Genomic DNA, 21,397 nt, shown 5'->3' on the forward strand with positions numbered 1-21,397 from the left:
GGCCAACCCTTGGTCGCAAGCGGGACCAAATCGCCGTAAGTGATCGCGAGAGATTAAGGGGTCTTACACAATTCGTTACACGATTTGGGTTTGCCGGCTCAGCAACTAGCCTGTAAACTACTGATTCTAAAGACACGGAGAGATGTCCGAGTGGTTGAAGGAGCACGCTTGGAAAGCGTGTATGCGGGCAACCGTATCGAGGGTTCGAATCCCTCTCTCTCCGCCATAATGCTGAAAGGCCCCGGGTGGCTGGGGCTTTTCTTTATCTAAAAACGGGCTGCACCTTACCAGGGGTGCAGCCCGTTTTTGTTAGAATGTCCCGCTTTGGCGTAGGTCTGACCTAAAATGTTGGTCATCTCACCAGGGATGCATGGTGTTACACGGCTGACCGCAACGCGGCGGTGAGCGCCTTGAGAACATCGGGGATGTTGAGTGGTTTGGTTAGATAGTTGTCGAATCCGGCATCCAACGCGAATTGAATATCTTTTTCCATGGCGTTGGCGCTGATGGCGATGATGGGAATCTGCTTCGTCAAGGGATTGCGGCGCAAGGACCGCATGGCGTCGATGCCGTTCATGCCGGGAAGGTGAATATCCATCAAGATGACATCCGGGTGGTCTGATTCCGCCAGCGCGATCCCAAGTTCCGCAGTGTGTGCCGAGATCAATTCATAGCGATCATAATTGTCGAGGATCATTTCCATGAGCTGAAGATTGGCGGGATTGTCTTCCACGTAGAGAATCTTCCGGCTCGGCTCGCCGTCGTCTTGTTCTCCTGGCGCCACACCGATGTCGTATGCTTGTTTGAGGCGCTGAAGGTTTTCCTCGGTAGAGGCCAGGGGAAGTTCGAACCAGAACAACGAGCCCTTTCCCACGGTCGAGGTGAAGCCGATTGTGCCGCCCATCAAGTGGACAAGCTCTTGGGTAATGGTCAGGCCGATGCCGGTGCCTTCGATATCGCTGCTTTCTGCCCCCAGACGGTTGAAAGGCGCGAACACCTCGTCGTGAAGGTCTTCGTCGATGCCCAGGCCGGTGTCTTCGACTTCAAATCGACAAAGCTCTCCTACGGCGTGGCAACGCAGATATATGGCCCCGCTTTCTCGATTGTATTTGGCGGCGTTGGATAGCAGGTTGAGAAGAATCTGCTGCAGCCGGGTATGATCGGCATAGACGAACATGGTTTGCGGGTCGGGAATGTCATACTCAAGGTGAATGTTGCGTTTATCGGCCATCGACTGGGCCATGGTCAGCGCGTCTATGAGTTGCCCGGCGACATCGATGGCTTCGATCGATACCGTCAAGTTGCCGCTTTCGATTTTGGCCAAGTTGAGAACCTGATCGATCAGCTCCAACAGGTGGTATCCGCCTTTGAGGATCTGTCCTACGGCGTTTTGCTGGGCCTGGGTGAGCGGGTTGGCCGTTTCCATCTCCAGCAGTTGTCCAAAACCGAGAATGGCGTTGAGTGGTGTGCGCAGTTCATGGCTCATGGATGACAGGAACTGCGATTTAGCCAAATTCGCTTGTTCGGCCTCGATGCGGGCTGCGTTCAGGCGGTCCTCGAAGTGCTTGCGTTCCGAAATGTCGCGCATGATGCCGATGAATTTATGCTCGCCATCCAGTTCCATAGGCGAGACGTTCAGTTCCAACGGGAAGGTCCTGCCGCTCTTGCGAAGTCCAAGTAGGTCGCGGGAACGATTGATGATGCGCGGCGCATGCAGATCGGAATGTTTGAGATAACTGTCGTGTGCTGCTCGTTCGTTCTCGGGCATGAGAATTGAGATGTTGTGACCAATGGCCTCGGCGGCGGTATAGCCGAAAATCTGTTCGGCGGACGGGTTGAAGGTTTCAATAATGCCTTTGTTCGACAGAGTGATGATGCCTTCGGCGCTGTTGTTGATGATGCTTTGAAAACGCCGCTCGCGTTGTTCGATTTCACGTTGGGATTCGTCAGCCAATTGGCGATACGCTTGTTGCAGTTCGTCAACCAGCGTGGTGAAGGCTTCGGCTAGGTCGTCCACCTCATCTTGTCCATCCGAAGTGAAGGAAACGTCGAACATTTTGAGTTGCGAAATTTTCACGGCCTCTTCGCGAAGTCGGGAAAGCTTGCGGGTTTGCCAGCGCGACATCAAAAAACTACCAAGCAAGGCGACGATGAAAACGGCCGCGCTTGTGCCAGCAACGTTGGTCAACAGCTCATCCAAGGGGGTTTGAACAAAAGCCTGCTTTGCGACAAGTTTGATGCTTAAAGAGACGCCATCGACGTTTTGGGGCATGGATAGCGTCAGTTGTGCGCTTGGGCCGTCGGCTGCGATCGTTTTGACCGGAGTGGCAGCAACTTCCTCGGTCTTTAAGCTCAGGGCGGATAACCACGGTTCTTCGTCAAAGGTGCGATGGATGAATTCAAAGTTCAGCCAGTCTTGCAAGTTGACTTGAAAAACCAACGCACCTTCGGCCATGCCCGTGTTGCGATAGATGATCGGCTGGGCAAGCAGCAGGTAGGGAACCTCGTCGATCAGTTCGACGCGACCTTTTCCCTGGGCGGTGTCGACGACGCCCGCGATCCAGGACGAAGGGAGCAGCAACTTGGAAGCTGGGCGATTGGATGCCAGGGGCTCGCCTTGGAAGTTGGTCATGACCACGGTGACCTTGAAACCTTCCAAAGAGGAAATGCCCCCGAGGAAATCGCGCAGGTAGACCGTTCGCCCAATGTCATCTGCGAGCGCGTTGGCGATCAGTGCATTGGACGACATTTCGCGCAAATTCGCCGCCAGGGACGAAATACGCGCTTCGAAGTCATGGCGCAATGTGCGGGCTTGGCCATCCAACGCTTGGTGGGCCACTTTCAGAGACATATCGCGCAGAGCATTGTAGGAAAAAAACGACGTGATCAGAATGACCGCTAGCGACAGGGCTGCCGTCGAAAGCATAATGCTTGCGGCGAAGCCATGCCGCCAGCTTCGCCGGACGGTGCGCTCTACGCTATTCGCCCCCATAGGCTCAGTCATTCGCGTCATATCTCATTCCTGTTAACGCGTAGCGGGAACGAGCGTGCCGTCTTCGAGGTATTTGGCGAAAAAAACCAAATCAGGGCTTAAGGCGTCGTGGTTGGTGTCGCTGAAGGGGCGTTCGTAGTTGCGCACCAATCCATCATGTGCGCCAAGGTTTTCCAATGCATGGCGAATGGCTGCACGGTCGGTGGTGCCGGCCGCATCGACGGCTTTTGCCAAGATGTGCATCATATCGTAAGCGTGTCCGACGCCGACGGGTGATTCGAGTTTTTCGACGTCCTTCACACCGGCCATGTCGGCGACGGTTTTCTCAAACACTTTGCGCGCGTTGGGCATCGCGGTGGCGAAGCTGAAGGTTTGCACGATGGTGAAATCAAGATCCAGCAAGGCGGGACCGCTGGTTTCAACCATGTTGCCGCCGGTGACCCCCCAGTGTGAAATGATCGGCACGCGGGCGACGTTCGGCTGTGCGCCAAGCTGACGCACCAGCACGGATCCTTCGAGGTCGTTGGCAACCAGCAAAATGGCCTGTGCGCCGCTATCGATCAGGGCTTGGTAATGCTGAAGCATGTCCTGTTCGCCCCAGTTGTACCAAACGGTGCCGACCAAGGTGGTTTCAGGGTGGACCTCCAACTCTTTGCCAAGGGCCTTTTGGTTGCTGCGTCCCCAGCCGGTATTGGGCAGCAACAGACCGATTTTGTCGCCACCCTTCGCGTGGGCCTGAACCCGCATCGCAGGCATGGCCCATGAATCTTTGAGCGACAAACGAAACGAATAATTGGGGGTATAGGTGTGATTGGTGATGCCATCAGCAGCCGCCCAGACATCGAGCAATGGAAGCTTCAATTCATGTGTCCGCTCCAATTGCTGCAAGAGAACGGGACTGAAACGACCACCGAACATGGCAATCAGATCTTGCGTTGCGGCAAAATCCTCAAGATTGGCGATGCCGCGTGCGGGCACGGAACGGTTATCTTTAACCAACAATTCGATCGGGCGTCCGTTTAAGACACCGCCTGCAGCGTTGATTTCGTGGATGGCAGCCTTCAGACCCAATTCGATGGCTTGTGCGGAGGTCGAATTTTTGACCCCATAGGCCCCGTCAAAACCAACGTAAACCGGGCGGGTGTCCTGCGCGTGGGCCGACAGGACAGAAAAGAAAGCGGAGACTATGGCGATAAAAAATGTTTGCAGCGAATATTTCATAAAAAAACCTCGGTCAAATGGACGCGATTGCAGCAAATAGCGGGGTCACGCGAGAAGGTATCATAAATGATAATATGATCTGAACCGCTATTAAATGATACGTACTGACTACAGTTGTGTTCAATTATTCGTTGGTTCATTGTGCCCCGATCACACAGAATCCCGTTTGCCTTTGATAGTTGGAACGCAATTGCGTAGGCTGTCAGCAGTGTGGCTGTCGAGGAGGGTGGAGTGAAATCTCTTGATCAATTTTCCATCGTGGATCGGCAGCGCGTCCGTTGCGTACTCACCGATATCGATGACACTCTGACCACCGACGGACGGCTCACCGCCGAAGCATATGGCGCGCTGGAAGCTCTGCAAAAGCAAGGGCTGTTGGTGATCGCCGTGACGGGTCGGCCGGCGGGATGGTGCGATCACATTGCGCGCATGTGGCCGGTCGATGCGGTGGTGGGTGAGAACGGCGCGTTCTATTTTCGGTACGATGCGAAACAGCACAAACTGGTGAAACGGTTTCTGCTCTCCGGTGAAGAACGTGCGGCTAACCGTCGGCGTTTGGAATTGCTCCAAACGCAGATCCTTTCCGAGGTTCCGGGGGCGGCGCTGGCGTCCGACCAACTGTACCGCGAAGCCGATCTCGCCATTGATTTTTGCGAGGACGTGGCGCCGTTGCCGTGGTCCGAGGTCGAGCGGATCGTCGGCCTGTTCACCGCCGCCGGGGCCACGGCCAAAATCAGTTCGATTCATGTTAACGGCTGGTTTGGAACCTACGACAAGCTGACCATGACGCGGATCATGATGGACGAATGTTTCGGCCTTGATTTGGATCGCGACAAAGCGTCGTTCGTGTTCGTCGGGGACTCGCCCAACGATGCGCCGATGTTTGCGTTCTTTCCCCATGCGGTGGGCGTGGCTAACCTTGTCCAGTTTGAAGATCGGCTCGAGGCTCACCCCACCTATGTGACCGATGCACCATGCGGTGCGGGTTTCGCCGCGTTAGCCAACGCCTTGATCGCGGCCCATATCATAGGCACATAAGTACGATTATTATTCGCCGGTTCAACAACTTGCGCATGCATGTTACAATGGTAACCTGATACAGGGGGACGGGCTAACGGATATCAAAAAATCCGCGTAGCCCCAAGCATAGGGAGCTATTCACTATGACCACTATCTTGTTACGCAGGACCTTTTTGTCGGCAATGACGGTGCTTTGCGCGGGCGCGTTTTTGGCCGGGCTGAGCAGCCCCGTCGCCGCCGCGGAATGCAAAAACCGTGGCGATCTGGACATCCGTTATTGCGACGAAAACGGCGATCTGGTCGCCGACACGCCAACCGATCCGGCCGAATGGCTCGATCCCAGCACGTTGGTGTTCTCTTACACTCCGGTGGAAGATCCATCGGTGTATGAAAATGTATTTACCGAATTCATGGATTACCTTGCCAAAAAAACCGGCAAGCGCGTTTCCTGGTACGGCGCGGAATCCTATGCCGCCCAGGTTGAGGCCATGCGTTCGGGACGCTTGCACGTCGCCGGTATTTCAACCGGGCCAACGGTATATGGCGTGAACCTGGCGGGATATGTGCCGTTCACCATCATGGGTGAAAAGGGCAACGTGTTCGGCTACAAACTGCAACTGATCACCAAGGCCGATTCCGACATCAAGACCGTCGCGGATATGAAAGGGCGCAAGATCGCCCACGTGACGCCGACGTCGAATTCCGGCAACCAAGCGCCACGCGCTTTCTTCAAGGAAATGGGTGTGACGCCTGACGTGGACTATGAGGTGATCTATTCGGGCAAACACGACAACTCGGTTATGGGCGTGGTCAACGGTGATTACGACGCTGCGCCGATCGCGTCGAGCGTGATGGACCGGATGATCATGAAGGGCATGCTCAAACGCGAAGACATTCGGGTGATTTGGGAATCGCAATACTTTCCGACCACCTCGTATGGGTATGTCTATAACTTGAAACCGGATCTGGCGGCCAAAATTGTCGATGCGTTCCTGTCCTTCGATTGGGCGGGTACCGCACTGGCGAATGAATTCAAGCCGCGTGACCGGTTCATTCCCATCACCTTCAAAGAACATTGGGCGCCGATCCGTCTGATTCAAAAAGACAACGGCGTCGTCTACTCGCAAGAAGCCTTGGAGGCTTTGAAGAAATAACCAATACCATACCAAACTCTTGTGAGGTTAACTGAATACCCGCCGCTCCGTACTGTACTTCCCCCAGGAGCGGCGGTTCATTCCCGTAGGATCTCTCCATGCTGACCATCACCAATCTGACCAAGACCTACCCCACCGGCACCGCCGCATTGAAAAGTGTGAACTTCACAATTTCAGAACCGCAAGTGGTGGCGATCATCGGCCCGTCCGGTTCGGGCAAAAGTACGTTGATTCGTTGTATCAACCGTTTGATCGAGCCGAGTTCCGGCGCGGTCGTACTCGAAGATGAAAACATCACGGTTCTGGGACGCCGCGATCTGCGCAAGGCGCGTCGTCGCATGGGCATGATCTTTCAAGAATACAATTTGGTCGAACGTTTAACGGTGATGGAGAACGTGCTTTCGGGGCGACTGGGTTATGTCAGTTTTTGGCAGGCGTTTCGCCGCAAATTTCCGCCCGAAGACGTCGCCAAGGCGTTTCAATTGCTCGACCGTGTCGGCCTGGAAGGTTACCACAACACCCGCGCGGATGCGCTTTCTGGCGGTGAGCGTCAGCGCGTCGGCATTGCGCGTGCGTTGATGCAAAACCCGGCCTTGTTGTTGGTCGACGAACCGACCGCGAGTCTCGATCCCAAGACCTCGCGCCAGGTTATGCGTCTGCTGGTGGAACTGTCGAAAGAATTCGGCACGTTGACGCTGGTGAACATCCACGATGTGGCGCTGGCGCAAATGTTTGCCGACCGCATCATCGGTCTGCGCCAAGGCGAGGTGGTGTTCGACGGCACCGCCGATCAAGTGACGGAACAAACATTGACCGACATTTACGGTGAAGAAGATTGGAGCGCCACCATCCGCAAAGTCCCCGAAGGCGAAGATGACGACGAGGGCGACGATGATGTCGGCAAGGCCAAGGCGGCCAGTTGAGGCGTCGTTTCTAAAAGACGAGGTGAGCAACGATGAGTGTCAGCAATTTAGCTTCCAATCCGCAAAACGGTGCGCCTGCACCGCGTGAATGGCAGACCATCAAGCTGATCGAAAATCCGCTGTATCGTTACGGCCTGATCGTCGCCGCGATCGCCTATTTGATTTTTGCGGTCACCACGCTGGAGGTGGATTGGAGCCGTATTTACACGGGCCTTCCTCGCGCCGGCGACATATTCGTGCGCATGGTGCCGCCCGATTTCTCACGCTGGAACCTGTTGGTGCGCGGCGTTTTGGAAAGTGTGCAAATCGCGCTTGCGGCGAGCTTTTTCGGTATGATCTTTGCGGTGCCTTTGGGGCTGTGCGGTGCGCGCAATTTGGTGCCCCAGCCGGTTTATCTGGTGGCGCGCACATTGATCGTTTTGACGCGTTCTTTCCACGAAATCATCATTGCGATCTTTTTTGTCAAAATTTTCGGCTTCGGTCCGTTGGCCGGCGTTTTGACACTGATCGTGGCGTCGACAAACTTCATTGCAAAGATGCTCGCCGAAGATATTGAGAACATGCCCGCGGGGCAGCTCGAAGCCGTACGCGCGACCGGGGCCAGTTTTCCGAAGCTGTTGATATACTGCATCTCGCCGCAAGCGTTGCCACGGTATCTTGGTGTTTCCATCTACCGTCTCGATGCCAATATCCGTCACTCCACCGTGGTCGGCATCGTCGGCGCGGGGGGCATCGGACAGGTTCTCGCGGCCACCTTTACCCGCTACGACTATGATTTTAGTCTCGCCATTTTGATATGTATCGTGGCGTTGGTGTTCATCGGTGAGTTTTTCTCCAACTGGGTACGGGGGCGGTTGAGATGACCGACGTCAAACACGCCAAGAAATACCCCGAGATCTGGCGACGGTTCTCGCCGCGCGAAACGCTCATCCGTTACGTCTGGTACGTGTCCATCGTCGGCATCGCTGTGTGGTCCGTATCGGATCTCAACATTCCGTGGTTTTATTTTCTCGACGCCCACGTTCAAGCAGGCGATCTGCTGACACGCATGTGGCCGCCGGCTTGGGGGTATTTCGATCAGTTGCTCGGCGCGTTGCTGGAAACGGTGCATATCGCGACGCTGGGTACGGTGGTCACGGTGGTGATTTCTTTCCCCATCGCTTTTTTAGCCGCACGCAACACCACCCTAAACGCCGTCACGTGGTTGATCGGGCGCTTGATCTTGGTGACGTCACGTTCCGTGAACACGGTGATCTGGGGCTTGCTGTTCGTCGCCATTTTTGGTCCAGGGGCGCTGGCGGGCATTTGGGCCATTGCAATGCGTTCCATCGGTTTTACCGGAAAACTGATCGCCGAAGCCATCGAGGAAATCGACCAAGGCCCCGTTGAAGCGATCGAATCCACCGGTGCGTCGCGCCTCCAGGTTCTGTGGTTCGGAATCTTGCCCCAGGTTTTGCCGGTCATTTACGGAACGGTGGTGTATCGCTGGGACATCAACATCCGCGAGTCCACCGTGCTTGGTTTTGTCGGTGCGGGCGGCATCGGGATTTTGCTCTATTCGTCTGTCAATCAGTTCCTGTGGCGGGAAGTGTCGGTGATCTTGATTTCGGTGTTCATCGTGGTGGTGATCAGCGAATTCATTTCCGCATCCGTGCGGGAACGCATCACCTAAACGAACGTCAAGCCGCGTAAGTCTGGAACCGTGTGCGTGCCTTGGGGGAAGGGACTGGGGCGGTTAGTGGCGACGCGACCGATAAATGCGATCCCCGTTTCGTGGGCAGCGGTCCAGTCGGCCATGGCGTCGCCGATAAACACACAGTCATTTGGGTTCAATCCATGCGTCGCGGCGAGCGCGCGTACGATGTCGGTTTTGGATGTCGGCGAACCGTGCACACTGGTGAGCCAACCCATCATGGCGCGGCGTTGAGCGATGCGTTTGATTTCGTCGTCAGGCGTGCCGGACACCACGAACAGCTTGCAGATTTTATGATGAGATTGCAGCAGCTCCAGCGCGCCGAGCACCCACGGCGCGTCCACCACCGCGTCCTCGACCAGTTGGGCATAGCGGAGCGTTAAGGCGTCGAGCTCATCTTGGTTTAACCGTTTACCGAGAAAGTGCTCATGGCAATGGCGTAACTTGACGACCCGCGAGATGCCGTCGTGCGCGCCGTGGTAGGCCATGATATGCGCCAGCACATCGGCAGGCTGATCGGCGTAAATCGCTTTGAACGCCTTGGATTTGATCTCGACCGATTCAACCAAGACGCCATCGAAATCGAGAAAAAGGGCCTGTACGTGTTTCACGGTTGTGGCTTTCGTTGTGCTTTGGAGGGTGTATTTTGATACACTGACGCGCAGTTATAAAGGTTGGGGGTGAGAAATATCGGTTTACGCCAGCCCTTGGGCTCTATAGAACACAGCCAAGTTGAATTGTTCCGCCGCGCACGAGGTCGCGGCGACGTGCCGCCGCCTCAGCGAAAGAGACGCAATACGGCGCACGAAACCCGCGTTCCGAAAGAAAAAAAATGATAGATTTCGAAGGCGTCATTCCGGCGCTTGGCCAGGCGTTGAATAAGCGCGGCTACACCGAATTGACCCAAGTGCAAAAGGCGGTTCTGGCTCCCGAACTGAAAGACGCCGACGCATTGGTGTCGGCGCAGACCGGCTCGGGTAAGACCGTGGCGTTCGGTTTGGCGATGGCCCCAACGCTGCTGGGCGACGAAGAACGCTTCGACCGCGCCGACAAGCCGTTGGCTTTGGCAGTGGCGCCGACACGCGAATTGGCGCTGCAGGTGATGCGCGAACTGGAATGGCTGTACGCCGAAACCGGTGCCAAGGTGGTTTCGTGCGTCGGTGGCATGGACATGCGCACCGAGCGGCGCAACCTGCAAAACGGCGCGCACATCGTGGTCGGCACGCCCGGGCGCTTGCGCGATCATATCGAACGCGGCTCGTTCGACACTTCCAACCTCAAGGGCGTGGTGCTGGACGAAGCGGACGAAATGCTCGATCTCGGCTTTCGCGATGATTTGGAATACATCCTCGATGCCGCACCGGCGGATCGGCGCACGTTGTTGTTTTCGGCCACCGTGTCGCGTCCCATCGCCACATTGGCCAAGCGCTTTCAGCGCGATGCGGTGCGTGTCACCACCACGGCGGAACGCGAACAGCACCTCGACATCGAATACCGCGCCTTGACGATTGCGCCCAACGATCGGGAAAACGCCATCATCAACGTGTTGCGCTATTACGAAGCCAAAAGCGCCATCGTTTTCTGCGCCACCCGCGCCACCGTCAACCACATGACCAGCCGCTTCAACAACCGCGGCTTTTCGGTGGTCGCATTGTCGGGCGAACTGAGCCAAAACGAACGTACCCATGCCTTGCAGGCCATGCGCGACGGCCGCGCACGGGTGTGCATCGCCACCGACGTGGCAGCGCGCGGCATCGATTTGCCGAACCTGGAACTGGTCATTCACGCCGATATCCCCAAAAGCCGCGAACCGCTGTTGCACCGTAGCGGACGCACCGGCCGCGCCGGGCGCAAGGGCACCAGCGTGTTGATCGTGCCGCACAACTGGCGCAAGCGCACCGAACGTTTGTTGAGCAGCGCCAACATCGAGGCCGAATGGGCCGCACCGCCATCGTTGGATGAAATCGCCCAGCGCGACCATCAGCGCATTCTCGACGCCCCGGCGCTGTCGGAGCCTTTGAGCGACGACGAAAAGGCCTTCGCCCAAGAACTGCTCTCCAAGCACGGCGCGGAGCAAATCGCGGCGGCGTATTTGCGTCTGCATCGTTCCGACCAACCGGCGCCTGAGGAACTGATCGACGCCGGACCGCAAGAACGCGAAAAGCCGCAGCGCGATGACTTCAAGAACGGCGTATGGTTCTCGTTGTCGGTGGGCCGCAAGCACAATGCCGAACCGCGCTGGTTGTTACCGATGCTGTGTCGTGCCGGTCACATCACCAAGCGCGACATCGGGGCGATTAAAATTCATCAAAACGAAACCCATATCGAGCTCGCGCCCGAAAGCGTCGACAAATTTCTCGAAGCCATCGGCCCCAGCCGTAAGGTGGAAAAAACCATCACCGTGGATCGCCTCAAAGGCGTGCCGGATGCGCCGAAGGATGAGCCCAAAGGCAACTTTAAAGACGGCCCGCCCGCCAATCCCTATGCAAAAAAGCGCCCGTTCAAGGGCAAGTCTCATGGTGCGAAAAAACCTTACGGCGATAAGCCGAGTTTTGAGCAGGACCGCGCCCCGGCGAAACGCAAGACCTTGACCATCGATGCGAAACCGGACGGGAAAGCCGATTCCAAGCCGTGGGAAAAGGCGGCAAAAAAGCCGAAAAAAACCTACAAACCGAAATTTGCCAAGGGCGATGACAAGTCGGGCTCGAAAACGGGGTCCAAGTCCGATGCAAAGCCGCGCACAAGCGGGTTCGGCGCTCACAAGGCCGGCTCCAGCCCTTTGAAGCGCAAAAAGACCTACAGAAAGGACTAAGCGCCTCAAAGGCGGTAAGTTCGTTCATTTTGAGGGCCCGTGCCGCTTGTTTCGTCAGGCGTGCGGGCCTTCGATGCATTCGCCGAGCAGATGCAGCAACGCGTCGCTGGTCATTTTCATGATGTGATCGTGCACCGGACCTTTGTAGGCGATTTCCTGATTGGCCAGAGCCATATCCCATTCCAGTAGGATGGACGCCATCGCGGTGGCCCGTTCAGACGGGCAGGACGGTGCGAAGTGGAGAATGTATCCCGCAATCTTGGCGGTGGCCCAGTTGAGATAGTCCTGATCCAACTTGCGCAGGTCCGCGAACACGCCCATGGCCTGCATCAGCCTGGATTCCAGCTTGGCGGAATAACCGACGTCCTCAAGTGCGACGAGAAAATTCATGAAAAAATCCCGCCAGTCGGTGGTGCCGTCCAGGGCTTGGTCCGCCTCGGAAAAAACCACCTTGGCCGCCGCGATCCAGCTTTCGTACAAGCTGTAGACGATGGCATGCTTGTTGGGAAAAAACTGATACAGGGTCGAGATGTTAACCCCGGCCCGCTTGGCAATATGCCGGGTGGTGAGCTTTTCGATGCCATGTTCGGACAGCAAATCTGCAGCCGACTGCAAAATTCGTTCAAGCGCGTCGCGAGAACGGTCTTGATGCGGGGCGCGGCGTTGTTGCAGATGCTCTGGCGGAATGGGCTGGGCCCTGGACATGTCGCCAATCCTGTTCGTTGCGGTTGAACTCTATTGCTACCTTATTCTGCGATGATGAAGCAAATGGTCCGAGGTGCAATCGTCAGCTTGCAAAACATAAACTTTTGTTTTATTTTTTGTCGCATGTGAACTCACATATGACTTTAATTGGGTGACGACTGTGCAAGCCGTTTCGGCGGTTTGGCCTTCTACCCTCGCAGGCGTTACCCGAATTCAACCGGATCCCGTTCTCGGGGTCCGGTTTTTTCTGCCATAGGCCGGGACAAGCCCCTGGCGATGCGAACGGGCACGGAGTAAATTCAGGGTCACTCGCGTTACCTTGGTCAGGAATATTGTTATGCCCAATTGTCTCATCGATCCGATCGACTCAGCTGTGCCCGTCGAAACCATCCGCGAAGAGGCGTATGATGGTTGGCTTGCGGGTCAATCCGATGCCGTGCGCCGTTGGCTGACGGCTTGCGGGTTTAAGGGGCAGGGCGGTCAAGTGGCATTGCTGCCGGGCGAGCAAGGTCCGCGCGGGGCGATATACGTGATCGGCGGCAACGAAGATCGCGGTGGGCTGTGGTCTTGGTCCGGTCTTTGGGATGGCTTGAAGAGCGGTGTGTACCGCATCGTTACTGAACTCAGCGCTGCGGACGCTTTTGACGCGGCGATGGGTTTTGCGTTGGCTGCGTATAGCTTTGATCGCTACAGAAAAGTCGAAAACACCGAACAGGACGACGCGGACACGCTGTTACTGGTGTGGCCGGAAGGCTGCGATCAAGCCGCCGTGCGTGGGGCATATGGCGCGACCGTTTTGGTGCGCGATTTAATCAACACCCCGGCGTCCGACCTCGGCCCGACGGAGCTGTCGGCGGCGGCCAAGGAACTGGCGGATGCTTCTGGTGCGTCGTTTCGCGAAATCGTCGGCGTGGATTTGATCCGCGAAGATTTCCCCGCCGTTTACGCGGTCGGACGTGGCGCGGAAGAAAGCCGTGCGCCGCGCTTGCTTGAATTCACCTGGGGCCGCGCCGACGCCCCAACCGTGACGTTGGTTGGCAAAGGCGTGACCTTCGACACCGGCGGTTTGGACATCAAGTCGACAACCGGCATGAAGCTGATGAAAAAAGACATGGGCGGCGCTGCGCATGCGTTGGGCTTGGCGTCGATGATCATGGCGGCGAAGCTGGATGTGCGGCTGCGGGTCATCATCGCGGCGGTGGAAAACAGCGTGTCCGGCACCGCCATGCGCCCCTTGGACGTCATCGGCACACGCAAGGGCCTCAGCGTCGAAATCGGCAACACCGATGCCGAAGGGCGGGTGATCCTGGCCGATGCCTTGGCGTTGGCCAGCGAAGACCGCCCCGATATCGTGTTCGATTTCGCGACCTTGACGGGCGCGGCGCGGGTCGCGTTGGGGACGGAACTTCCGGCGCTGTTTTGCAATGACGATACTCTGGCCGCAGAAATACTCGATGCGGGCACACAAACCGCCGACCCGCTGTGGCGCCTACCGCTGCATGGGCCTTACAAAAAACAGACCAAAAGCAAGATCGCGGATTTGCGCAACGATACGGACAGCTCGTATGGCGGCGCGATCATGGCGGCATTATTCTTGGAACATTTCGTCGGCGAAGGCGTATCGTGGGCACATGTGGATTTGATGGGATGGAACGTATCGGCGCAATCGGGCAAGCCCGAAGGCGGTGAAGCCATGTCGATGCGTGCCCTGTTCGAGGTGTTGGCCCGCCGATACGGCAGTTGAACGAGCATTGTGACTTGCCCCGATCATCGGCGTCGGCTACAAATAGACCGCTATCGTAACGAATCGATTCGCACACTCGTTTCGCGCAAAAGGGGAAACACGCCATCATGTCCATCGAACTTTCCGAACTGGATGCTTTGGATTTGTGGCGTCGCGCCATCGTCAGCAGCGTACGTTTGGATGCACCGGACCTGACGGCGCGTCAAATGGCCTTGTTGTTGACCGTTTACCTGACCCCGCCGCCGCACACCGTGCGTGGCTTGGCCGATACGCTCAAGGTTTCAAAACCTGCCATCACTCGCGCCATCGACCGCCTCGGCGATATGGAGTTGGTGCGCCGCAAGGTCGATGAAGAGGACCGTCGGTCTGTGTTGATCCAGCGCACCGTGCGCGGTTCGGTGTTTTTGCGCGAATACGGCGAACTGATTGTCGCTGCGGCGCGCGGCATCGCCAACAAAGCGTAAAGCGACGCTTTATTTATCTCCACAACAAGAGGCATTGGCCTGTATGGGCGGGCACGGCGTGTCCGCGTACGAGCAAAAGACGCAGCAATCGCCCGGTTTGGGCTTCAGCACCGCGCCGCAACCCTTGCAGTCGTAAAAATACTGACACGCGTCCGTGGGCATGGTTTCGGTTTCGACGTGGCCGCAGTGTGGGCACGTGATGGTCGATGTGAGCTTGATGTTCCTGGCGTCACGCGGATCAGCCATCACACCTCACGCATGCGCACGCGCCGACCCGACGGCGGCTGGTAGCTGCTCAGATACGTGGGCAGAACCGATTCGATGCCCTGCGGCGTGATTCCCAAATCCTTGATGGTGGGATTTTCGCCACTGAGCACGTTGTCGGTCTTGAGCAACCGCACCTGATCGCGGGTCAGCGGTTTGCCGGGCACGAATTCCATGAAAAACGCGGTGATGTACGCCAGCGGAATCGGATAGGGCACGATCAAGCGTTTGCGCCCGGTGACTTTGAGCATCAGTTCCATCAAGCGGCGGAAGGTGTAGACCCGCGGCCCGGTCAGCTCGTAGACCTTGCCGTGGGCGTCGGCGCTATCGAGGCTCTTGATCACGGCGTCGGCGACGTCGCCGACATAGATGGGCTGAAAACGGGTGCCGCCGAAATCGCAGAATTCGAACGTGGGAAAGCGCCACTGGGTGTCTTGACCGGCTTCCATTTTGAATTTAGGCATGATCGGACAGCCGATGATCGGCACCACCGGGCTCCACCGCGCGATCGCGGCGAACATGTTCATGAAACCGTCTTCGGGCCCGAGGATGATCGACGGGCGCAAGATCACCGCTTCTGGAAAAGCGCTTAAAACGGCGCTTTCGCCTGCGGCCTTGGTCTGGGCGTAGGTGGAATTGGAATCCGCATCCGCGCCCAACGCTGAGATCTGCACCAAGGATTTGACGCCTGCGGCCTTTGCGGCCTTTGCGACATTGCCCGCGCCCTCGACATGGGCACGTTGAAAGGTGTTGCGGCCGATCGACGCCAGCAGGCCGACGCAGTTGACCACCGCGTCCGCCCCCTCGACGGCGCGCGCGACTTCGGCGGCGTTGGCGATGTTGGCTTTGACGGCGACGATCTGGCCTGGATTGCCCAAGGGTTTGAGGAAAATTGCCGATTCGGGATCGCGGCAAGCGACGCGCACACGATCGCCACGGTTCGCCAGGCGTTGCACGATGTGTCTGCCGACAAAACCGTTTCCGCCGAATACGGTGACCAGACGAGTAGCCATAAATCCCTCCTCAAAACAAATGATGCGTTTGTTGCGTCCCTGGCGACGATATTCGACTCTCTAGCCGCGCCGGGCAAGTCCCTTGTAGTGATACGTCAGCAGTTTCGGCCCATCTAGATAACCTTGTTCAAGCCGTTCAAGCGCGAATCCGGCGGCTGCGATGAGTTGGTCGGGGCGACGATTGAGATGGCAGCCCCCCGCGCAGCAAGACCACGCCGGTGTCAGGCGGTCCTGCCACCGCGCCAAACGGTCCTCGGGTGCGCGGCCGTGTTCGACGAACAAAAGCCGTCCGCCGGGTTTGAGAACCCTATACATAGCTTGCAATGCTTTTATTGGATCAGGAATGGTGCACAGCGTCCAGGTTGTGACCACGGTGTCGATGCTGGAGGGCTCAAGCGGGATATCTTCGCCTTTGAGGGCCAGGAACTCGACCTCAAATGAAGTGTTGGCGGCTTTCGGCTGCGCCTTACGGCGCAGCTTTTCGCTGGGCTCTAAGGCAAAAAGTTTACACACCTCGGGGCCGTAAAAAGGCATGTTGAGACCCGAGCCCGCGCCAATTTCCAACACAACGCCGGAGGCTTGGGGGATCAGTTGCTGACGCTCGCGACTGGCCATCGGCGCGCGCATGGCGACGTCGATCAGATGCGGCAAAACGTGGCGGTCATAGTGGTCTCGAAGGGACATGCCCGTACCATACGCCAGCAGCGTTTTTCGATCCAGAGAACTTGAATCGCAAGAAAAACAGGGTAGCCACCGTTATCTGGTTGACATCTATCGCACAGAGCTTTAGTTGATGCGCCGGACGGCAAAGGCCGCAAGGTCGGTAACTCGTCAGCCCAGGTGGCGGAATTGGTAGACGCGCAGGTTTCAGGTACCTGTGGCCGCAAGGTCGTGGAAGTTCGAGTCTTCTCCTGGGCACCATCCTCTCAATGCTTTAAAGTCGTCTGACGAGTAAAGCACGATGGGGGGCCGGTTCGTGTGACGAGTGCGCGGCTCACCGTAAACGGACGGAAAGAGCACGCGATGACGGATCCCAAAATTCATCTCTATAAAAACGACTTGCCCGATGGGTTGGTCTTCAAGGACGCCATTGCGGTCGATAGCGAGGCCATGGGCCTCAATCCGCTGCGTGACCGTCTGTGCGTGGTGCAGCTGTCGGGCGGTGACGGGGTGTGTCATCTGGTGCAGATCGCCCAAGGTCAGAGCGAAGCGCCGAACCTCAAGCGGTTGATGGAAGATGAGAGCATCGTCAAGATTTTCCATTTCGCGCGTTTTGACGTGATGATCCTCAAGCACGCGTTGGGCATCCGCACCAATCCGGTTTTTTGCACCAAGATCGCGTCCAAGCTGGCGCGCACCTATACCGACCGTCACGGCTACAAGGAAGTGTGCCGCGAATTGGCCGGGGTGGAAATTTCCAAAGAGCAGCAATCGTCCGATTGGGGCCAAGATACCTTGAGCGATGACCAGTTGCTCTACGCCGCGACGGACGTGTTGTATCTGCATACCGTGCGCGAAAAGCTGATGACTATGCTGGCCCGCGAAGGCCGCACCGAACTGGCGCAAAGCTGTTTCGATTTCTTGCACACCCGCACCGACCTGGATCTCGCGGGCTGGTCTGAAAACGATATTTTCGCTCATAAGTGAGGGCTGAACGGCGCGCCTTGATCCGATCCGGCGCGCGGCCCATATTTTCGTTGAATTTAAGGGGCTCGAAAGACTTTTAGCGTATGCTTTGGATCGGTCCTCAACGGCCTTTGATCTAAGCGATGGAGCACCGCCGGAGATGGCGCAAAGCAACACTCAGACCATGAACCAGAACCAGACCATGACGCATTCAGATTTGGACTCCGCGCGCCGCGTGCTCAACACCGAAGCCACCGCGCTCGAGGAACTGGCGCTCAGCCTCGACGGACCCTTTGTCGAAGCCCTGGACCTCATCGACAAGGCCAGCGGTCGCGTGGTCGTCACCGGCATGGGCAAAAGCGGTCATGTCGCCAACAAAATCGTCGCGACTCTGGCTTCGACCGGTCAACCGGCATTTTTCGTCCATCCCGGCGAAGCCAGTCACGGCGATCTGGGCATGGTACAGCGCGATGACGTGGTGATCGCCCTGTCCAATTCCGGCGAAACTTCGGAACTGTCCGACATCATTGCCTTTACCCGCCGTTACCGTATCGGCTTGATCGCCATGACCCGTGGCGCGAATTCCACCTTGGCCGATGCCGCCGACGTGGCGCTGGTGCTGCCCGACAGCCCCGAGGCTTGTCCGATGGGGCTCGCGCCGACCACTTCGACCACCATGATGTTGGCGTTGGGCGACGCCTTGGCGGTGTGCCTGTTGGAACGCAAGGGCTTTTCGGCCCAAGACTTCCGGAATTTTCATCCTGGCGGCAAATTGGGCCAGCGTCTGCTAAAGGTCGCCGACTTGATGCACAGCGGCGAGCAACTGCCGCTGGTCGGCCAGGATACGCCAATGTCGGATGCTCTGATCGTGATGTCGCAAAAAAGTTTCGGCGTGGTCGGCGTGGTCGATCAGGACGGTGTGCTTGGCGGGGTCATCACCGACGGCGATTTGCGTCGCCATATGAGCAAGGATCTCATCGACCAGCGCGCCGGCGACGTCATGACCAAAGGCTGCATTTCGGTCAAACCGTCGCAGATCGCCAGCGAAGCCTTGGCGATCATGAACGAGCGTAAAATCACCTCGCTGTTTTGTGTCGATGGCACCAAGCCGGTCGGTATTCTACACATTCACGATTGCCTCCGGGCCGGCGTGGCGTGATGAGCGGCGGGTTCGGCCCCACTCACCCGGAGTCCGGCGAGATCACCGACGCCGAGCTCAACGCCAGCCCGCTCGCAGCTAATCTGGTCGGCGGCGACGAAGGTCGTGGCCTGGAGGGCTATCGCCGTCCGCGCGTCCGTTCGGGCGGCGGCTATTCGCGGTTTGTGTCGTGGATGAAGGTATTGCTGCCGTTTTTGGCGTTGGGCTTGATCGCGCTGATCGTCATCTGGCCGCGGTTGAAAACCGAAGACACCTTTCGCATCGGCTTTTCTTCAGTGCGTCTGTCGGGAAGCGCCCTGCCCGGGGTCGACAACGCGCGCTACATGGGCACCGACGAAAACCGCCAGCCCTACAGCATCACCGCCGATTTGGCGCGCATCAGCGCCAAGGTCGAGGGTCTTATCAGTCTCGAAATGCCCAAGGCAGATTTGACCTTGGAAGACGGAACGTGGTTGGTTCTCACCGCCGATAACGGCGAATTTCTTCAGGGCGAACAGCAGCTCGACCTGGAAGGCAACGTCAACTTGTTTCACGATACCGGCTATGAAATATCCACCGGCCAGTTGGTGGTGGATTTGAGAAGCAACGTTGCCGAAAGCAAAATGCCGGTCGCGGGCCATGGTCCGTTTGGCGAATTGACGTCGGCGGGGCTGAAGCTGATCGACAAGGGCCGGATCATCTATTTTACCGGCCCGGCGACCTTGGTTCTGTACCCGTCGCCAGGCGATCAGGACCGGCCACCGGCCACGGGCCAAGCTACGAGCCAAGCTACGGGCCAAGCTACGGGCCAAACCACCGGCCATACGAACGGGAACAACACCGGAGCACCGCAATGATGCGCACTGCAAATTTGGTTTCTTTGCTTTTGGCTGTGGTGTGCGCCGCCGCCGTTTCCGCTGCGAGCGGGGCGTGGGCGCAAGGCCTGGATTTGCGCGGCGGCGAAGACGGCCTGCCGATTGCCATCAACGCCAGTGGCGGCATCGAGTGGAACCAAGAGGAAAAGGTTTTCATCGCGTCCGGCCCGGCTAAGGCCACCCAGGGTGATATGGTGCTCGATGCCGACGAATTGCGGGCTTACTATCGTGACGGCGCCACCGGGGGCAGCGAGATTTTTCGTCTCGATGCCATCGGCAACGTGCGCATCACCTCGCCGGGACGCGTGGCAACGGGCGGACGGGCCGTTTATGACGTCGACAAATCCGTGGTGGTGCTGAAAGAAGGCAATCCGGTGAAGTTGATTTCCGGGGCCGACATCATCATCGCAAAAGGTCAGTTGGAGTTTTGGGACAAGCGTTCGTTGGCGGTGGCGCGCGGCGGCGCGCAGGCGGCGCGGGTCGACAAGCGCATCCGCGCCGATGTCTTGACCGCGCATTTTTCCAAAGGCGAGGGCGGAAAAACGCAGGTTGAACTGATCGAAGCGTTCGACAACGTCCGTATTGACACGGCCAACGAACAGGTCTTTTCTGATCGTGCTGCATATAATGTGCCAACTGGGCTTGCCCGGCTCACAGGTTCGGTTAAGATTGAACGCGGCGGCAATCAATTGAATGGTTGCAGCGCGGACATCGACCTCAACACCGGCATCAGCCGCTTGAACAGCTGTGAAGGTGCGGGGGTCAGTGGCACCACGGCGGGCGCGCAAACGCCCAGCGCCTCGACACCGGGCCGCGTACATGGCGTTTTGACGCCGAAGGACCGAAAATAACCGCCGCGTCAACGGAACGCGGACGAAAGGACGACAGAGCAAACCATGGACGAGACCGGCAACTCCAGCGCCAACCGCCCCACACAGCCCGCCTTCAAGGTGGTGGCGGACGCCGATACGGCGCCGGCACGCGGTCTGGTGGCGCAGACGTTGGGCAAACGCTACAAGAAACGCCCCGTGGTTTCCGATGTTTCCATGACCATTCAACGCGGCGAAGCGGTCGGACTGCTGGGCCCCAATGGCGCGGGCAAGACAACCTGCTTTTACATGATCACCGGCTTGGTACAGCCCGATTACGGCCGTATCGTCTTGGACGGTGACGATATCACCGGTCTGCCCATGTACCGCCGCGCACGCCTCGGCATTGGCTATTTGCCCCAGGAAGCGTCGATTTTTCGCGGTTTGAGCGTCGAAGAAAACATTCGCGCGGTGTTGGAGGTGGTCGAACCCGACCGCCATATCCGCGAGGCCTCGCTCGACGCCTTGTTGGCTGAATTTTCGATCACCCACCTGCGCCGCACGCCGTCTCTGGCGCTGTCGGGCGGTGAGCGGCGCCGAGTCGAAATCGCCCGCTGTCTGGCGTCCAACCCGCACTTCATCTTGCTCGACGAGCCGTTTGCAGGCATTGACCCCATCGCCGTCGGCGATATCCGCGATCTCGTCCGCCACCTCAAAGATCGCGGCATTGGCGTTTTGATCACCGACCACAATGTGCGCGAAACGCTCGATGTGATCGATCGGGCATACATCATCCACAACGGTATGATGTTGATGGAGGGCACGCCATCGGACATCGTCGGCAACGAAGATGTGCGGCGTGTGTATCTCGGTGACCGCTTCAGCCTGTAAAGAGCGCATGGGGAGACGTTCACAAGCGCCGTTGCGGCGCGCGTCGGAGCATG

The 21,397-nt window shown here is 57.8% G+C and carries 20 protein-coding genes and 2 tRNA genes; 15 read left to right on the forward strand and 7 right to left on the reverse strand.

Annotated elements, in window-relative coordinates; translation table 11 throughout:
- Positions 1 to 136 precede the first annotated feature (136 nt).
- Positions 137 to 226: transfer RNA gene (locus VIN96_RS10610), tRNA-Ser, on the forward strand.
- A 150-nt stretch (positions 227 to 376) separates the two neighbouring features.
- Here the strand turns inward: VIN96_RS10610 and VIN96_RS10615 are convergent.
- On the reverse strand, positions 377 to 2,851 hold the full coding sequence (locus VIN96_RS10615) for a PAS domain S-box protein (RefSeq protein ID WP_331896068.1): 2,475 nt from the start codon (positions 2,849 to 2,851) through the stop codon (positions 377 to 379).
- Positions 2,852 to 3,025: 174 nt separating this feature from the next.
- On the reverse strand, positions 3,026 to 4,213 hold the full coding sequence (locus tag VIN96_RS10620) for an ABC transporter substrate-binding protein (protein ID WP_331896070.1): 1,188 nt from the start codon (positions 4,211 to 4,213) through the stop codon (positions 3,026 to 3,028).
- A gap of 231 nt (positions 4,214 to 4,444) precedes the next feature.
- On the opposite strand from VIN96_RS10620, the gene VIN96_RS10625 reads away from it, so the two are divergent.
- From VIN96_RS10625 to phnE (VIN96_RS10645), 5 genes are all read left to right on the forward strand, one after another.
- Positions 4,445 to 5,251 (forward strand): HAD-IIB family hydrolase, encoded by an 807-nt coding sequence (locus VIN96_RS10625; RefSeq protein WP_331896072.1) that lies wholly within the window; start codon positions 4,445 to 4,447, stop codon positions 5,249 to 5,251.
- Between the two features lie 125 nt (positions 5,252 to 5,376).
- Positions 5,377 to 6,387, forward strand: a complete 1,011-nt coding sequence (gene phnD / locus VIN96_RS10630; RefSeq protein ID WP_331896074.1) for a phosphate/phosphite/phosphonate ABC transporter substrate-binding protein — start codon at positions 5,377 to 5,379, stop codon at positions 6,385 to 6,387.
- Positions 6,388 to 6,485: 98 nt separating this feature from the next.
- Positions 6,486 to 7,310, forward strand: coding sequence for a phosphonate ABC transporter ATP-binding protein (gene phnC / locus VIN96_RS10635; RefSeq protein WP_331896076.1), 825 nt, complete (start codon positions 6,486 to 6,488; stop codon positions 7,308 to 7,310).
- A 32-nt stretch (positions 7,311 to 7,342) separates the two neighbouring features.
- Positions 7,343 to 8,173, forward strand: a complete 831-nt coding sequence (gene phnE / locus VIN96_RS10640) for a phosphonate ABC transporter, permease protein PhnE (RefSeq protein WP_331896077.1) — start codon at positions 7,343 to 7,345, stop codon at positions 8,171 to 8,173.
- A complete protein-coding gene (gene phnE, locus VIN96_RS10645) occupies positions 8,170 to 8,982 on the forward strand; it encodes a phosphonate ABC transporter, permease protein PhnE (RefSeq protein ID WP_331896079.1) in 813 nt (270 codons plus the stop codon). Before phnE (VIN96_RS10640) ends, phnE (VIN96_RS10645) begins: the two co-directional genes overlap by 4 nt.
- Here phnE (VIN96_RS10645) and VIN96_RS10650 read toward each other — a convergent pair.
- The gene (locus VIN96_RS10650; RefSeq protein WP_331896081.1) at positions 8,979 to 9,614 is read right to left on the reverse strand and encodes an HAD family hydrolase; all 636 of its coding nucleotides are present in this window, start codon (positions 9,612 to 9,614) and stop codon (positions 8,979 to 8,981) included. The two genes, phnE (VIN96_RS10645) and VIN96_RS10650, sit on opposite strands and share 4 nt — an antisense overlap.
- A 221-nt stretch (positions 9,615 to 9,835) precedes the next feature.
- On the opposite strand from VIN96_RS10650, the gene VIN96_RS10655 reads away from it, so the two are divergent.
- Positions 9,836 to 11,815 carry a DEAD/DEAH box helicase gene (locus VIN96_RS10655; protein ID WP_331896083.1) on the forward strand — a complete coding sequence of 660 codons (1,980 nt, stop codon included), beginning with the start codon at positions 9,836 to 9,838 and terminating at the stop codon, positions 11,813 to 11,815.
- A 54-nt stretch (positions 11,816 to 11,869) separates the two neighbouring features.
- On the opposite strand, the gene VIN96_RS10660 is transcribed toward VIN96_RS10655, so the two are convergent.
- Entirely contained in the window at positions 11,870 to 12,520 is a 651-nt protein-coding gene (locus VIN96_RS10660) for a TetR/AcrR family transcriptional regulator (protein ID WP_331896085.1), read from the reverse strand.
- 337 nt (positions 12,521 to 12,857) lie between these two features.
- Between VIN96_RS10660 and VIN96_RS10665 the strand changes: the two genes are divergently transcribed.
- Together VIN96_RS10665 and VIN96_RS10670 are read left to right on the forward strand one after the other, a co-directional pair.
- A complete protein-coding gene (locus VIN96_RS10665; protein ID WP_331896087.1) occupies positions 12,858 to 14,264 on the forward strand; it encodes a leucyl aminopeptidase family protein in 1,407 nt (468 codons plus the stop codon).
- A gap of 107 nt (positions 14,265 to 14,371) precedes the next feature.
- Positions 14,372 to 14,728 (forward strand): MarR family transcriptional regulator, encoded by a 357-nt coding sequence (locus VIN96_RS10670; protein ID WP_331896089.1) that lies wholly within the window; start codon positions 14,372 to 14,374, stop codon positions 14,726 to 14,728.
- 9 nt (positions 14,729 to 14,737) lie between these two features.
- Here the strand turns inward: VIN96_RS10670 and VIN96_RS10675 are convergent, their stop codons facing one another.
- Genes VIN96_RS10675 through VIN96_RS10685 form a run of 3 tightly spaced genes read right to left on the reverse strand, consistent with a single transcriptional unit; the run spans position 14,738 to position 16,689 of the window.
- A complete protein-coding gene (locus VIN96_RS10675; protein ID WP_331896090.1) occupies positions 14,738 to 14,974 on the reverse strand; it encodes a GDCCVxC domain-containing (seleno)protein in 237 nt (78 codons plus the stop codon).
- Positions 14,974 to 16,005 (reverse strand): complex I NDUFA9 subunit family protein, encoded by a 1,032-nt coding sequence (locus tag VIN96_RS10680; protein ID WP_331896092.1) that lies wholly within the window; start codon positions 16,003 to 16,005, stop codon positions 14,974 to 14,976. Before VIN96_RS10680 ends, VIN96_RS10675 begins: the two co-directional genes overlap by 1 nt.
- Positions 16,006 to 16,065: 60 nt before the next feature.
- Positions 16,066 to 16,689 (reverse strand): class I SAM-dependent methyltransferase, encoded by a 624-nt coding sequence (locus tag VIN96_RS10685; protein WP_331896094.1) that lies wholly within the window; start codon positions 16,687 to 16,689, stop codon positions 16,066 to 16,068.
- Positions 16,690 to 16,839: 150 nt separating this feature from the next.
- On the opposite strand from VIN96_RS10685, the gene VIN96_RS10690 reads away from it, so the two are divergent.
- From VIN96_RS10690 to lptB, 6 genes are all read left to right on the forward strand, one after another.
- Positions 16,840 to 16,926, forward strand: a tRNA-Leu gene (locus VIN96_RS10690).
- Between the two features lie 102 nt (positions 16,927 to 17,028).
- On the forward strand, positions 17,029 to 17,652 hold the full coding sequence (locus VIN96_RS10695; RefSeq protein WP_331896095.1) for a ribonuclease D: 624 nt from the start codon (positions 17,029 to 17,031) through the stop codon (positions 17,650 to 17,652).
- A gap of 139 nt (positions 17,653 to 17,791) precedes the next feature.
- Complete coding sequence (locus tag VIN96_RS10700; RefSeq protein WP_414675607.1) at positions 17,792 to 18,790, forward strand: KpsF/GutQ family sugar-phosphate isomerase; 999 nt, start codon at positions 17,792 to 17,794, stop codon at positions 18,788 to 18,790.
- Positions 18,790 to 19,626, forward strand: coding sequence for an LPS export ABC transporter periplasmic protein LptC (lptC, locus tag VIN96_RS10705; protein ID WP_331896096.1), 837 nt, complete (start codon positions 18,790 to 18,792; stop codon positions 19,624 to 19,626). Before VIN96_RS10700 ends, lptC begins: the two co-directional genes overlap by 1 nt.
- Positions 19,623 to 20,495 (forward strand): LptA/OstA family protein, encoded by an 873-nt coding sequence (locus VIN96_RS10710; RefSeq protein ID WP_331896098.1) that lies wholly within the window; start codon positions 19,623 to 19,625, stop codon positions 20,493 to 20,495. The genes lptC and VIN96_RS10710 overlap by 4 nt, the downstream gene beginning before the upstream one ends.
- Positions 20,496 to 20,540: 45 nt before the next feature.
- Positions 20,541 to 21,344 (forward strand): LPS export ABC transporter ATP-binding protein, encoded by an 804-nt coding sequence (gene lptB / locus VIN96_RS10715; protein WP_331896100.1) that lies wholly within the window; start codon positions 20,541 to 20,543, stop codon positions 21,342 to 21,344.
- Positions 21,345 to 21,397 lie beyond the last annotated feature (53 nt).

It is taken from the genome of Magnetovibrio sp., assembly GCF_036568125.1.
Taxonomy (GTDB): domain Bacteria; phylum Pseudomonadota; class Alphaproteobacteria; order Rhodospirillales; family Magnetovibrionaceae; genus Magnetovibrio.